The organism is Ilumatobacter sp. (genome assembly GCF_049588435.1).
GTDB lineage: Bacteria > Actinomycetota > Acidimicrobiia > Acidimicrobiales > Ilumatobacteraceae > Ilumatobacter_A.
Genome location: NZ_JBAVYV010000518.1, coordinates 1 through 13,260, shown reverse-complemented (window position 1 = coordinate 13,260; position 13,260 = coordinate 1). Strand labels below are relative to the sequence as shown.

Here is a 13,260-nt window from a genome sequence, read left to right as displayed (position 1 = left end):
CCGACGATCCGCCCGTCCAGGCCGGCGAACGGGTCGTATCGGCAGGTTGCGTCGAGGCGCCCGGAGCACCAGACTGCGATTGGTCCGGCGAGCGTCCTCGGGGGACGCGCCCGCCGTTCGAGCGAGTCGGGCGTGCAGCGCTGGGGCGGTTCCTCGGTGGTCCTCACCGGCTGCGGTGAGATGTGAGACGCAGGGGTGGTCCCAACTCTCACCTGAGCCGGTCATCGGGTGTCAGGCGCCGGATGACCGGGCATCGGTTGGGTCACCGTCTCGGTCGGTGCCGGTTCGGAGCGTGACGACCGGGGCGCGGTTCAGCGGTTGCGGAGGCGCTTGCTGAGTTCGTTGAGGCGCTGCTTTTCGTCGCCCGACAGAGCGTCCATTCCCCGGTCGCTGATCTTGTCGAGCAGATGATCGAGCTCGACCTGGTCGGCCGGCGATGCGCCAGACGACGGAGGAGGGGGGAACGCCGGCTTGGCGTCGTTGCGCCACGGACCTTCGACCACGCTCGACCCGCCACTGCCCCGCTTCGGACGCTTGGACTTGTCGGGCTTGGGCGGCTTGGCGCGTCCGACCGAACGCGACGAGCGACGCGATCGCCCGCCGGATGAGTCGAGGTGCAGCGGGACGTGTGGGATCGGCCACCCCGTGGCGAGTCCGAGGCTGCGGCCGACGCTCAGCGCGGCGGCGACGGTGATCAGCAGGAACAGGATCGCACCCGAGGCGCGGGTCCCGGTGTACTGGAGCAGCTGGAGCACGGTGAACCCGGCGGCGAGGGCCCAGATCGGCACGACGTCGAACCATCGGACGTTCGGGTACGTGGCCGCGTAGACCCAGATTCCGGCCAGGAACAACGGGCCGAGGCCGAACGACACGCTCGTGAAGTCGAATTTCTCGTTCACGAGTCCGAGCACCGTCAGCGACAACGACGGGATGATCGCGATCGAGAGGACCCAGGCGAGGAACTTGCCGCGTCCGAAGAGCGCCTCGAGTTGCTGGCCGAACGACCAGAAGAACGCGATGCTGATCAACGCGAAGATGCCCGGAACCTCGGCGATCGGCCAGGTGACGAGGCGCCAGACCTCGCCGCTGCGCACCGCTGCGGCTTCGAAGATCAGCTTGTCGAACGCTTCCTGACTGGCTGCCCAGACGAACATCGACGCGACCGCGAGGGCGGTGATGATGTCGACGGTCGTGACGTCGTAGTGCGCGACACGGAACCAGCCGTCGTTCGGACGGCGGCGGAACATGGCGGAGAAGTACTGCGACATCAGCAACCCACGGTACCCGGCGCTCCGTATCCTGAACACGTCATGGTCAAGCGTCCACCAGCGGGCACGATCCCCGATGAACCCGGTTCGTACCAGTTCAAGGACAAGCACGGTCGGGTGATCTACGTCGGCAAGGCGTCCAGCCTGCGCCAACGGCTCTCGAACTACTTCCAGAACCCGCGCAACATGCATCCGCGTACGGCGCAGATGGTCGAGACGGCCGAGTCGGTCGAGTGGACGATCGTGCGCAACGAGGTCGAGGCGCTGATGCTGGAGTACTCCCTCATCAAGGAGCACGATCCGCGTTTCAACGTTCGTCTGCGCGACGACAAGAGCTACCCGTTCCTCGCGGTCACGAACGCGGACGTCTGGCCGCGGGCGATGGTGATGCGCGGGACGAAGAAGAAGGGGACGCGCTATTTCGGGCCGTATGCCCACGCGTACGCGATCCGCGACACGCTCGATCTGTTGTTGCGCAGCTTCCCGGTCCGGACGTGCAGCCAGAACAAGTTCAACGAGCACGAGCGGCTCGGCCGACCGTGTCTGCTCTTCCACATCGAGAAGTGCTCGGGCCCGTGCGTCGGTGAGATCGAGGAGATGGAGTACCGCCAGCTCGTCACCGAACTCTGCGAGTTCCTCGACGGGGACACCGACGAGATCGTCGACCGGCTCGAGGCCGAGATGCGCACGGCGGCCACCGACCTCGAGTTCGAGAAGGCGGCTCGGCTCCGCGACCGTCTGGAGGCCGTGCGCAAGGCGATCGCCAAGCAGCAGATGGTCGCCGACAAGAACGAGGATCTCGATGTGATCGGGATCGCCGAGGACGAGCTCGAGGCGTCGGTCCAGGTGTTCTACGTGCGCAAGGGACGCGTGATGGGACGCAAGGGATTCATCCTGGACAAGGTCGAGGAGTTGACCCCTGGTCGGATGATCGATCGCATTCTCGAGTCGATGTACGGCGAGCAACCGGTGGTCGGCGTACCCAAACAGGTACTCGTGCCGTACGAAGCCGAGGATGTCTCCACGTACGAGGAGTGGCTCGAACTGAGTCGCGGGTCGAAGGTGCAGGTGCGTGTCCCGCGCCGTGGCGACAAGAAGGCGCTGCTGGAGACGGTCACCCGCAACGCGCAGGAGGAGTTCACGCGCCACCGGATGAAGCGGGCGAGCGATCACAACACCCGCAGTCGGGCGCTCACCGAACTGCAGACGCATCTCGGGCTCCCGGAGGCTCCGCTGCGGATCGAGTGTTACGACATGGCGCACCTGCAGGGCACGGACTATGTCGGCTCGATGGTGGTGCTCGAGGACGGGCTGCCCGCCAAGCGTGAGTACCGCCGGTTCAAGGTCAACGGTGTCGGCGGCAACGAGGTCGGGGAGGGGAGCGACGATTACGCCGCGATGGCCGAGGTGGTCCGCCGCCGCCTCACGGCGTATCTGATCGAGCGGGAGCGGCCGGTCGACGAACGCAACGCGACCGACGACAAGCCCGGAAAGTTCGCCTACCCACCGCAACTGCTGCTCGTCGACGGCGGCAAGGGCCAAGTCAGCGCAACCCAGCGCGTCGTCGACGAACTCGGCCTCACCGACGAGATCCCGGTCGCCGGTCTGGCGAAGCGATTCGAGGAGATCTACGTGCCGGGCCGTTCGGAACCGGTGGAGATCCCCCGCGGCTCCGAGGCCCTGTTCATGTTGCAGCGGATCCGTGACGAGGCCCACCGGTTCGCCAACTCGTTCCACCGAGAACGCCGGAGCAAGCGGATGACGGTGAGCGCCCTCGACGACATCGCCGGCCTGGGCGAGGTCCGCAAGAAGAAGCTGACCAAGGCGATGGGTGGCGTCAACGCAGTGAAGGAGGCGAGCCTCGATGACCTGAAGTCGCACAGCTTCCTCCCCGACGCGGTCGCCGAGGCGATCCACGCCAAGTTCCACCCGGACGTCACGTAACGGGTCGGACCCGTGACGTCACGGTCAGAGTTGCGGGGCGATGTCTGACTTGAAACGGCGGAAGCCGTCGAGGCGCTCCTCGTGGGTCGTTCCAAGGGCGCCCTCGTACACGATGAACTCGTCGAAGCCCTGCTCGACGTAGCGGCTCAGCTCGGCCACGATCTTGTCGTCGGACCCGGCGATCACCCGGTCGCCCATCGGGTTCGCATGTGCCGCGTCGATCTTGTCCTGATCGTCGGTCATCACGATCAGCGCCTGCACCGACGTGTGCATCGATGCCGGATCGGTTCCGACCGAGTCGCAGGCGGAGAGGAACTTCTCGCGCACGGTTCCCGCAAGATCTGGAGCTCCCCACGTGTTCCACTCCTGCGCGTACGTGCAGGTGATCCGCAGCATCCGTGGGCTCTTCGTCCCGACCACGATCGGCAGTCGCTCCTGCACCGGCTTCGGGTCGCACGGGGCGTCGGTGAACTCGTAGAACTCGCCGCGGAACGTCGTGCGGTCGTCGTCGAGCAGCGACCGAACGATCTGGATCGATTCCTCGAATCGGCTCACGCGTGGGCCGGGCGCTTCGAGGTCGATGCCGTACGCCGCATGTTCGTTGATCTGCCACCCCGCGCCCATGCCGAGCACGAATCGTCCGCCAGACAGGTGATCGAGTGTCGCGGCGCGGTTGGCGAGCAGCGCCGGGTGGTGCACCGAGGTCGGGGCAACGAGCGGACCCAACCGGATGTTCGACGTGACCGCGGCAACGGCTGGAAGCAACGACCAGCACTCGTGCATGTCGCCGGGTGTGAACGATTCGTCGCCGGTGTTCGGCATGTAATGGTCGGCGTACCAGAGCCCGAACCAACCGTCCCCGTCGGCCATGCGGGCAACGTCGAGCAGCTCGTGCGGAGATCGGCCGGAGTCGGGCCAGACGGAGAACTTCATGATGTCGACCGTACCCTGCGCCGATGACGCGAGATCTGTGGGAGACCCACGCCGACTGGTGGATCGCGGGGTTCACGGATGGGGTGGATCCCGAGTATGTCGAGCAGATCATGCCGATGGCGGCGGCGGAGTTGGCCGGCGCGCGCCGCGTTCTCGACATCGGCTGTGGTGACGGGCAGATCAGCCGGCTGGCGGCGGCACAGGGTGCCCGCGTGGTCGGCGTCGATCCGACGTGGAACTGCGTGCGCGTCGCCCAGGAACGTGGCGGGGGTGCCGCATTCGCCCGAGCCGGGGCCGCCCGGCTGCCGTTCGCCGACGGAACGTTCGACGCGGTCGTGGCATGTCTCGTCTTCGAACACATCGATGACGTGGACGCGGCGATCGCCGAGGTCGCACGCGTGCTCGAACCAGGCGGCATCTTCTGCTTCTTCCTCAACCACCCGATCCTGCAGACTCCGGGAAGTGTCTGGGTCGACGACCACATGGTCGATCCGCCCGAGCAGTACTGGCGGCTCGGCCCGTACCTCGACGAGACCGAGACGACCGAGGAGGTGGAACTCGGCGTCTGGATCCGTTTCGTCCACCGACCGATCTCGCGCTACGTGAACGCGCTGGCGGAGAACGGTCTGGTGATCGAGCGAATGGACGAGCCCGTTCCACCCGCCACGTTCCGCGCGCAGGGTCCCGGATACGAGGAAAGTGCGGCGTTTCCACGGTTGCTGTACATCCGACTGACGAAATCGGCCTGATCGCTACACTGCCCGCATGGCGGAGATCGTGCTCATCACCGGCCTGTCGGGAGCGGGCCGATCGGGGGCCGCCGACGTCCTCGAGGATCTCGGTTGGTACGTCGTCGACAACCTGCCGACCACGCTGATCCCCACGATCATCGACCTGGCCGCGAAGCCGGGGAGCGACATCGGACGCCTGGCGCTGGTCGCCGGTCGCAATCACGACGAACTGCTCAGCCGCGTCGGTGAGGTGCGAGCGAGCGGCCACGAGGTGACGGTCCTGTTCCTCGATGCGTCGACCGCCGAGATCGTCCGTCGATACGACGCGACGCGACGGCGGCATCCGCTCGCCGACCAGGCCGACGGGCTGGTCGAGTCGATCGATCTCGAACGTCGACAACTGGACCCGGCGCGCGTCGCTGCGGATCTCGTGATCGACACGACCGATCTCAACGTCCACCAACTCAAGGAGCGCCTCGTCGCGGCGTTCGCCGAGTCGACCGTGTCGCGCCTCCAGGTGTCGGTCGAGAGCTTCGGGTTCAAGCACGGGCTGCCCCTCGATGCGGACATCGTGATGGATGTCCGGTTCCTCCCCAACCCGCATTGGCAGCCCGACCTGCGTCCGCTCACGGGGCACGATCCGAAGGTGCGCGACCACGTGCTGGAAACCGCCGCGGGATCCGACTTCGTCGACCGGTTCGAGGATCTCATCGCCTCGCTGCTGCCGCAGTACGAGAAGGAAGGCCGCAGCTACCTCACCGTGGCGGTCGGATGCACCGGCGGGCGTCACCGTTCGGTCGCGATCGCCGAGGAACTCGCAGCACGGCTTCGTGCGCGTGGCGTCGCCGTCCGAGCGAACCACCGTGACGTCGCGCGATGACCGCTGACAGACGACGCTCCGACGACTACAGTCCGAGGAGTTCGGCGACGCGGCGATCGCACGCGCTCGACCCCGATCACACCCCCGCAAGCACCACACAAAGGAATCCCCACACATGACAGTTCGCGTCGGCATCAACGGCTTTGGACGGATCGGGCGGAACTTCTTCCGCGCCGCGAAGGCGCAGGGCGCCGACATCGATTTCGTGGCGGTCAACGATCTCGGGTCGCTGGATCAGATGGCCCACCTGCTCAAGTACGACTCGGTTCTCGGTGGTCTGCCCGACGACGTCAAGGCGGTGAAGGGCGGCATCAAGGTCGGCACCGACACCCTCAAGGTGCTCAGCGAGCGGAACCCGGCCGACCTGCCGTGGGGCGACCTCGGCGTCGACGTCGTCATCGAATCGACCGGATTCTTCAACTCCCGTGAGGGCGCGGGTGCCCACCTCGACGCGGGTGCGCCGCTCGTCATCGTGTCCGCCCCGTGTTCGGAGGCCGACGCGACGTTCGTGTACGGCGTCAACCACAAGGACTTCCGCATCAGCAAGCACAAGGTGATCTCGAACGCCAGCTGCACGACGAACTGCATCGTGCCGCTGGTCAAGGTGCTCGACGACAACTTCGGCGTCGTCGAAGGCCTGATGACCACCGTGCACGCATACACCGGCGACCAGTCGCTCGTCGACGGTCCGCACACGGACCTGCGCCGGGCACGCGCCGCAGCGATCAATATCATCCCGACGTCGACGGGCGCCGCCCGCGCCACGTCGCTCGTGATGGAGTCGATGACGGGCAAGCTCGACGGCGGCGCGCTGCGGGTCCCGGTTCCGACCGGTTCGCTCACCGACTTCACGGCCAACCTGAAGAAGAAGGCCACGGTGGAGGAGATCAACGCGGCGTTCAAGAAGGCCGCCAAGACCGGCCCCCTGAAGGACGTGCTCAGCTACACCGACGAGCCGATCGTCTCGAGCGACATCGTCACCGACCCGTCGAGCTGCACGTTCGACTCCGGCATGACCCACGTCCAGGGGAAGATGGTCAAGGTCAACGGCTGGTACGACAACGAATGGGGTTACTCCAACCGCCTCGTCGACATGGCGCTGTTCACCGGCTCCAAAGTCAAGCGGTGACCTCGATCCCGACGCTCGAGGATCTGGAGGCAGCGTTCGACGGTGACCTGTCGGGGAAGCGCATTCTCGTGCGGACCGACTTCAACGTCCCGCTCGACAACGGCGAGATCGTCGACGATTTCCGGATCCGAGCCGCGCTGCCGACCATCGAATGGTTGACCGATCGGGGAGCGACGGTCGTGACGGCCAGCCATCTCGGACGCCCGAAGGGTGCGCCGAACCCCGAATTCTCGATGGACCGGGTGCGCGCCCGCCTCGCCGAACTCGCACCCGGTGTCGAACTGCGTGAGAACCTGCGGTTCGATCCGGGCGAGACGGGCAACTCGCCCGAATTCGTCGCCGAGTTGATCGACGGAGTCGACGGCTACGTCAACGACGCGTTCGGCGCGTCGCACCGCGCGCATGCGTCGATCGTCGGGCCGCCGCAACATGTCCCGTCTGCGATGGGTCGCCTGTTGCAGAAGGAGGTCGAGGTCCTGCTCGGCTTGCGCAACAAGCCGAAGCATCCGTTCGTCGCCGTTCTGGGTGGAGCGAAGATCTCCGACAAGCTCGGTGTGATCGAAGCGCTCCTCGAGACGGTCGACTCGATCATCATCGGCGGGGCGATGTGCTTCACGTTCTTCGCCGCACAGGGCAAACCGATCGGCAACTCGTTGTTCGAGCCCGACATGGTCGACACGTGTGCGGATCTCCTCGCCAAGGCCGAGAGCATGGGTAAGACGATCCATCTCCCCGACGACATCACCGGGACCGACGCTGCGGGCAACTTCGCCCAGTTCGGCTCGCGGCTGGGTGAGGGGTCGATCGGCTACGACATCGGCCCGGGGTCGGCCGCCGCGTTCACCGACGTGATCATGGACGCCCGGATGGTCTTCTGGAACGGTCCGATGGGCATGTTCGAGGACGAACGTTTCGCGTCCGGTACCCGCACCGTCGCCCAGGCGATGGCTGAGACGAAGGCGTTCACCGTCGTCGGCGGTGGCGACTCGGCTGCCGCGCTCGCACAGTTCCGCCTCGACGACGAGGTCGACCACGTCTCCACCGGTGGTGGCGCCAGCCTCGAATTGTTGGAGAACGGCGACCTCCCCGGCCTCGTCGCGCTCCGCCCATCCGCTTCCTGAAGATGCACGTCGGTGCCTGGCACCGATGTGCAGCTTCGCTGACACGAAGGACATGACATGACTCGCACTCCGCTGATCTCGGGCAACTGGAAGATGAACCTCAATCACTTCGAGGCGATCCAGACCGTGCAGAAACTGCACTACGTGATCCCGAAGGGGGCGATGGACGACGTCGAGGTGTCGATCCATCCGCCGTTCACGGACATCCGATCGATCCAGACGTTGATCGAGAGCGAGGACCTCGACTTCTCACTCGGTGCTCAGCACTGTCACTTCGAGGACACCGGTGCTTTCACCGGTGAGGTGAGCCCGGCGTTCCTCGCCAAGCTGAACACCCGCTACGTCATCTGCGGTCACAGCGAACGCCGCGAAGTGTTCGGTGAGACCGACGAGATGGTCAACGCCAAGGTCAAGGCGATCCTCAAGTACGAGATGACCCCGATCATGTGTTGCGGCGAGACGCTCCAGGAGCGTGAGGCCGGTGAGACGGAGTCGAAGGTGCTCGGGCAGATCGAGGCGGGTCTGGCCGGGGTGTCGAACGAGCAGATCGCATCGCTCGTCATCGCCTACGAACCGATCTGGGCGATCGGGACCGGCAAGACGGCGACCGCCGACGACGCCCAGACGGTCTGCGCCGCAATCCGCGCGAAGGTGCGCTCGATGGCTGGCGATGAGACAGCCGAGTCGGTGCGCATCCAGTACGGGGGATCGGTCAAGGGCGGAAACGCTCCCGAACTGATGAGCCAGCCCGACATCGACGGGGCTCTGGTCGGCGGGGCGAGCCTCGACCCCGACGAGTTCGCGAGCATCATCCAGTTCGGCCGCTGAGCCCACATCGTCGAGGACAGGTTCACGCAGCTGCAACGAGAGTGCGGCCCTCGGTGTGACATTCGCTGCTATGGTCTGGATTCTCTGAATCACCGGGGAGGGTTTCAGAGTCCCGACTTCGGTCGGGACGACCTAGTTGAACGCTGGTACCGGGCGGTATCCGGGCGGTTCCTGCGTCGACCAGAACTCCCGTTCTGACGTCCAAGGAGGACAACTACGTGAACACGACACGACGCACCACCAAGGTGTTGTCCCTCGTCGCCGCTGCGTCCGTCGCCATCGCTGCATGCGGTAGTGACGACGACTCGGGGAACACCGACGAGGACACCACCGAGGCGACCGACACCGCCGAAGCAACCGGCGACACGGAAGCCGATACCGACACCACCGAAGCGACGGAAGAAGGTGACACTGACACCACCGAAGCGATGGAGGAGGGTGACACCGACACCACCGAAGCAATGGAAGAGGACGGCGAAGCAGCCGCGAGCGGAGCCGGAGGCGACTTCATCGACCTCGGTACGTTCGTCGGCGACCCGCCCGAGCACCTCGATCCGGCCCTCAACTCGACGCTCGACGCCTACCAGGTCATCAACGCCGTCTACGACGGCCTGACCGAGGTCGACTCGACCGACCCGGACGACGTCAAGATCGTTCCGTTGCTCGCCGAGACCGTCGAAGCGAACGAGGATGCCACCGTCTGGACCTTCACGATCAAGGAGGGCGCACAGTTCAGCGACGGCGAGGAGATCAACGCCTCGACGTTCCAGAACTCGTGGGAGCGCGCCGCGGACCTCGCCGGTGACTACAGCTACCTGCTGACGTTCATCGACGGTGGTGCTGAGCGCCTCGCCGGCGAAGCGGACACCATCACGGGCATCGAGGCCGACGACGCGACGCGCACGCTGACCGTCACGCTCGACGCCCCGTACTCCAACTTCGACGCCGTCGCCGGCTTCCAGTTGTTGTTCCCTGTCCCGGCGGCGGCCATCGAGGCCGGAGCCGAGTGGGAGAACGGCATCATGGTCGGGAACGGCCCGTACCTGATGGACGCACCTCGCACCGACGAGGAGATCCAGCTCAGCATCAACGATGCGTGGCAGGGTGACTTCAACGGGGAGACCTGGCCGGACCGTCTGGAGACGATCACGTTCCGCACGCAGTCGGACCCCGACACCGGGTACAACGCGTTCGAAGCCGGCGAAGGTGACAACGCCAACATCCCGCCCGGTCGGATCCAGGACGCCGAGGCGGACTGGGGCACGACGCTCGATACGAGCATTCTCGGTTCGTACCACTTCGTGATCAATGACCGTGCGCCCCAGATCGGCGGCGAGGAGAACCTCAAGCTCCGTCAGGCCATTTCGGCCGCGATCGACCGCGACGAGATCAACACGGCCGTCTACAACGACAGCCGGACCACGTCGACCGGGATCGTGCCGCAGGGTATTCCGGGGTTCATGGAAGGCATCTGCGAGTACTGCGCATACGACGTCGAGCAGGCTCAGGCGCTGTACGACGAGTGGGTCGCCGAAGGCGGTGTCCAGGACGGGCCGTTGCCCATCCAGTTCAACGCTGATGCGGGTCACGAGCCCGTCGTCGCGCTGATCGTCGACAACCTCGCGGCCATCGGCATCGAGGCCGAAGCGCAGCCGTTCCCGAGCGAGACCTACTTCTCCGAGCTGGCCGACGGCGCATGCGTCATCTGCCGCGCGGGTTGGTTCGCCGACTACCCGACGTACGACAACTTCATGTTCGACCTGTTCCACAGCTCGGCACTCGACGGAAACAACTTCGGTTTCGTCAACGAAGAGTTCGATGCGCTGGTGGACGAGGCGAAGGCCACGACCGACGCCGACGAGCAGGCTGCTCTGTTCCAGGAGGCTGAGGGCATCCTCCTCAACACGGACACGATGGCGATTCCGATCAACTGGTACAAGGGTGACTACGCCTACGACAACCAGCGGATCACCAACTTCCCCCAGACCAACTTCGGTCTGATCATCTGGGAGCAGGTCACTCTCGCCGAGTGACGCCACCCAGTTGGTGAATTGAACATCTGACGATCCGGTCCCGTCCTGCTCTGTGCAGGACGGGACCGGTGTCGTGAGTACGGTGAAAGCGGGCGCATTCGCCTGCGGTCACTGATTTTCCTGCCGCCGAAACCCCGGGACGTTCGTGTCATGCCCAGCTACATCATCCGCCGGTTGCTCCTCATCATCCCGACGGTGTTCGTTGCGATCTCGTTTCTCTTCCTTCTCTTCTATGCGCTTCCGGGCGACCCCGCGACGTTGATCGCCGGTGGAGCCGACCGCAACCCGAATCCGATCCAGATCCAGCAGATCACCGAGCAGTACGGGCTCGACGATCCGATCTGGAAGCAGTTCCTCAACTACTGGAATGACGTTCTGCACGGTGATCTCGGCCAGTCGTACCAGCGTGGCCAGAGCGTCAACGACATCTTGAAGGACAAGGCGCCGAACAGCATCCGACTCGCGTTCTGGGCCTTCGTGCTCGAGGTGATCGTCGGCATCTCCGTCGGCCTCTACTCGGCGATCCGGCGCTACTCGGTCGCCGACAAGATCACGACGATCGGAACGGCGGCGGTGTCGGCGGTTCCGGTCTTCGTGCTCGGGTTCATCCTCCAGTACCTCTTCGCCGTCGTCCCGAACAAGCGCGGTTGGCCTGACTGGATGCAGCTGCGCACCTCGGGCATCTCGGCCCCGCGGACTGATGAGGAGTGGTTCCTCTTCTTCATCCCGACCGGCCCCGATCAGTGGAGATATCTCGTGTTACCCGCGATCACCCTCGCCAGCGTCTCCACCGCCCTCGCGGCGCGCATGATGCGCGGCTCGATGCTGGAGGTGCTCGGTGCCGACTACATGCGCACCGCCAAGGCGAAGGGGCTCAACGAACGCCAGGTCGTCGGACGCCATGGCCTCCGCAACGCCATGCTTCCGGTGATCACGCTGCTCGGCATCGACCTCGGGGCGACCATCGGCTCCGCAGTCCTCACCGAGACCGTCTTCTCGTGGCCGGGCCTGGGCTCGACCATCGCCGACGCCGTGCAGGATCGCGACCTCCCCGTGGTTCTCGGACTGACCCTCGCCGTCGTGGTCGCGTATTCCTTGATCAACCTGATGGTCGATGTGTCGTATGCGTGGTTCGACCCACGCGTCCGGCTCGGAGCGGGGAGCGACTCATGAGTCTTCCCGAGGCGATGCTCGACGCCGATGCGGGCCAGAAGGACTTCGTTGCCGAACTCAAGACTGCATCGCTGTGGGGCGACGCGTGGAAACGGTTCCGCCGCAACAAGTTGGCGCTGATCGGCATGGGTTTCATCACCCTGCTGATCCTCACCGCCATCTTCGCGGACTTCATCGCGCCCTATTCGATCACCGAGCGAGACTCCGGGCAGTTCCGGGCCCCGCCCTCGAGCGACCACTGGTTCGGAACCGACATCATCGGTCGAGACGTGTTCAGCCGGATCATCTACGGAAGTCGGGTCTCGCTGCGGATCGGCATCTTCTCGACGGTCATCGCGATGATCATCGGAATCCTCGTCGGCTCGTTCGCCGGATTCGTGGGTGGCAAGACCGAGGGATTCATCATGCGGTTGATCGACATGATGCTCTCGATCCCCTACATCATCCTCGCCATCGCGGTCGCGACGGTGTTCGGCCGGAGCGAGAACTCCGTGATCCTGGTGCTCGGTCTGACCGGCTGGTTGGCCGTGGCACGAATCGTGCGCTCGACCTTCCTCCAGCTGAAGAAGATGGAGTACGTCGAAGCCGCCCATGCGCTCGGATTCGGCAGGTTCCGGATCATGTACCGCCACATCCTGCCCAATGCGTTGCAGCCGATCATCGTGTTCGGCACGATCGCGATCGGCTCGACGATCCTCGCCGAGGCGGCCCTGTCGTTCCTCGGCGTCGGTCCGCAGGACCCGACTCCCGCATGGGGGCTGATGGTGTCGCAGGGCAAGGGTGACTTGGCCAATGCTCCGCACCTCACGTTGTTCCCGGGTCTTGCAATCGCCCTCACCGTGCTCGCATTCATCTTCATCGGTGACGGCCTACGCGACGCCCTCGACCCGAAAATGAAGGATCGCTGATGTCCGAGCTCCTCACGAACACGGTTCCCGATCGGCGCCGCAGCGCCGCGGCGGGCGAGCTGCTCCTTTCCGTCCAGGATCTCGAAGCCGTCTTCGAGACGGGCGACGGTGTCGTCCGTGCCGTCGACGGTGTCAGTTTCGATGTCCACCGCGGGGAGATCTTCTCGGTCGTGGGCGAATCCGGGTCGGGCAAGTCGGTCACGGCGATGACGATCATGGGGCTGCTCCCGACGGTCAAGGTCCGCAATGGATCGATCATGTGGAAGGGCCACGACCTGCTCGAGAAGAGCGAGAACGAGATGCGCAAGATCC

13 protein-coding genes are annotated in these 13,260 nt (G+C 65.3%); 11 read left to right on the top strand and 2 right to left on the bottom strand.

The annotated features are described in order from the left end of the window. A partial coding sequence (locus tag WBV89_RS19480) for a hypothetical protein (protein ID WP_423982987.1) occupies positions 1–186 on the top strand: 186 nt, incomplete at its 5' end. Between the two features lie 125 nt (positions 187–311). Here the strand turns inward: WBV89_RS19480 and WBV89_RS19475 are convergent. Beyond that, positions 312–1,268 carry a DUF6576 domain-containing protein gene (locus WBV89_RS19475; RefSeq protein ID WP_423982986.1) on the bottom strand — a complete coding sequence of 319 codons (957 nt, stop codon included), beginning with the start codon at positions 1,266–1,268 and terminating at the stop codon, positions 312–314. 42 nt (positions 1,269–1,310) lie between these two features. On the opposite strand from WBV89_RS19475, the gene uvrC reads away from it, so the two are divergent. Then, positions 1,311–3,212, top strand: coding sequence for an excinuclease ABC subunit UvrC (gene uvrC, locus WBV89_RS19470; protein WP_423982985.1), 1,902 nt, complete (start codon positions 1,311–1,313; stop codon positions 3,210–3,212). 24 nt (positions 3,213–3,236) lie between these two features. Here the strand turns inward: uvrC and WBV89_RS19465 are convergent, their stop codons facing one another. Continuing rightward, entirely contained in the window at positions 3,237–4,145 is a 909-nt protein-coding gene (locus tag WBV89_RS19465) for an LLM class flavin-dependent oxidoreductase (RefSeq protein ID WP_423982984.1), read from the bottom strand. 23 nt (positions 4,146–4,168) lie between these two features. Here WBV89_RS19465 and WBV89_RS19460 point away from each other — a divergent pair, with 23 nt between their 5' ends. The 9 genes from WBV89_RS19460 to WBV89_RS19420 all read left to right on the top strand — a co-directional run. Then, positions 4,169–4,894, top strand: coding sequence for a class I SAM-dependent methyltransferase (locus tag WBV89_RS19460; RefSeq protein WP_423982983.1), 726 nt, complete (start codon positions 4,169–4,171; stop codon positions 4,892–4,894). Positions 4,895–4,910: 16 nt separating this feature from the next. Next, positions 4,911–5,756: an RNase adapter RapZ gene (rapZ, locus tag WBV89_RS19455; RefSeq protein WP_423982982.1), complete on the top strand. Its 846-nt coding sequence runs from the start codon at positions 4,911–4,913 to the stop codon at positions 5,754–5,756. Positions 5,757–5,871: 115 nt separating this feature from the next. Next, positions 5,872–6,885 carry a type I glyceraldehyde-3-phosphate dehydrogenase gene (gene gap / locus WBV89_RS19450; RefSeq protein WP_423982981.1) on the top strand — a complete coding sequence of 338 codons (1,014 nt, stop codon included), beginning with the start codon at positions 5,872–5,874 and terminating at the stop codon, positions 6,883–6,885. Then, complete coding sequence (locus WBV89_RS19445; protein ID WP_423982980.1) at positions 6,882–8,006, top strand: phosphoglycerate kinase; 1,125 nt, start codon at positions 6,882–6,884, stop codon at positions 8,004–8,006. The genes gap and WBV89_RS19445 overlap by 4 nt, the downstream gene beginning before the upstream one ends. Positions 8,007–8,063: 57 nt before the next feature. Beyond that, complete coding sequence (tpiA, locus tag WBV89_RS19440; RefSeq protein WP_423982979.1) at positions 8,064–8,834, top strand: triose-phosphate isomerase; 771 nt, start codon at positions 8,064–8,066, stop codon at positions 8,832–8,834. A 218-nt stretch (positions 8,835–9,052) separates the two neighbouring features. Beyond that, positions 9,053–10,867 (top strand): peptide ABC transporter substrate-binding protein, encoded by a 1,815-nt coding sequence (locus WBV89_RS19435; RefSeq protein WP_423982978.1) that lies wholly within the window; start codon positions 9,053–9,055, stop codon positions 10,865–10,867. 150 nt (positions 10,868–11,017) lie between these two features. Next, entirely contained in the window at positions 11,018–12,040 is a 1,023-nt protein-coding gene (locus tag WBV89_RS19430; RefSeq protein WP_423982977.1) for an ABC transporter permease, read from the top strand. Then, complete coding sequence (locus tag WBV89_RS19425; protein ID WP_423982976.1) at positions 12,037–12,948, top strand: ABC transporter permease; 912 nt, start codon at positions 12,037–12,039, stop codon at positions 12,946–12,948. Before WBV89_RS19430 ends, WBV89_RS19425 begins: the two co-directional genes overlap by 4 nt. Further along, positions 12,948–13,260: ATP-binding cassette domain-containing protein (locus WBV89_RS19420; RefSeq protein ID WP_423982975.1), on the top strand; the 313-nt coding region annotated here is incomplete at its 3' end. The genes WBV89_RS19425 and WBV89_RS19420, both read left to right, overlap by 1 nt.

Excerpts from the sequence above, each read along its gene's own strand:
- WBV89_RS19475 (WP_423982986.1), bottom strand. The coding sequence starts at position 1,268 with ATGTCGCAGTACTTCTCCGCCATGTTCCGCCGCCGTCCGAACGACGGC.
- uvrC (WP_423982985.1), top strand. The coding sequence starts at position 1,311 with ATGGTCAAGCGTCCACCAGCGGGCACGATCCCCGATGAACCCGGTTCG.
- WBV89_RS19465 (WP_423982984.1), bottom strand. The coding sequence starts at position 4,145 with ATGAAGTTCTCCGTCTGGCCCGACTCCGGCCGATCTCCGCACGAGCTG.
- WBV89_RS19460 (WP_423982983.1), top strand. The coding sequence starts at position 4,169 with ATGACGCGAGATCTGTGGGAGACCCACGCCGACTGGTGGATCGCGGGG.
- rapZ (WP_423982982.1), top strand. The coding sequence starts at position 4,911 with ATGGCGGAGATCGTGCTCATCACCGGCCTGTCGGGAGCGGGCCGATCG.
- gap (WP_423982981.1), top strand. The coding sequence starts at position 5,872 with ATGACAGTTCGCGTCGGCATCAACGGCTTTGGACGGATCGGGCGGAAC.
- tpiA (WP_423982979.1), top strand. The coding sequence starts at position 8,064 with ATGACTCGCACTCCGCTGATCTCGGGCAACTGGAAGATGAACCTCAAT.
- WBV89_RS19430 (WP_423982977.1), top strand. The coding sequence starts at position 11,018 with ATGCCCAGCTACATCATCCGCCGGTTGCTCCTCATCATCCCGACGGTG.
- WBV89_RS19425 (WP_423982976.1), top strand. The coding sequence starts at position 12,037 with ATGAGTCTTCCCGAGGCGATGCTCGACGCCGATGCGGGCCAGAAGGAC.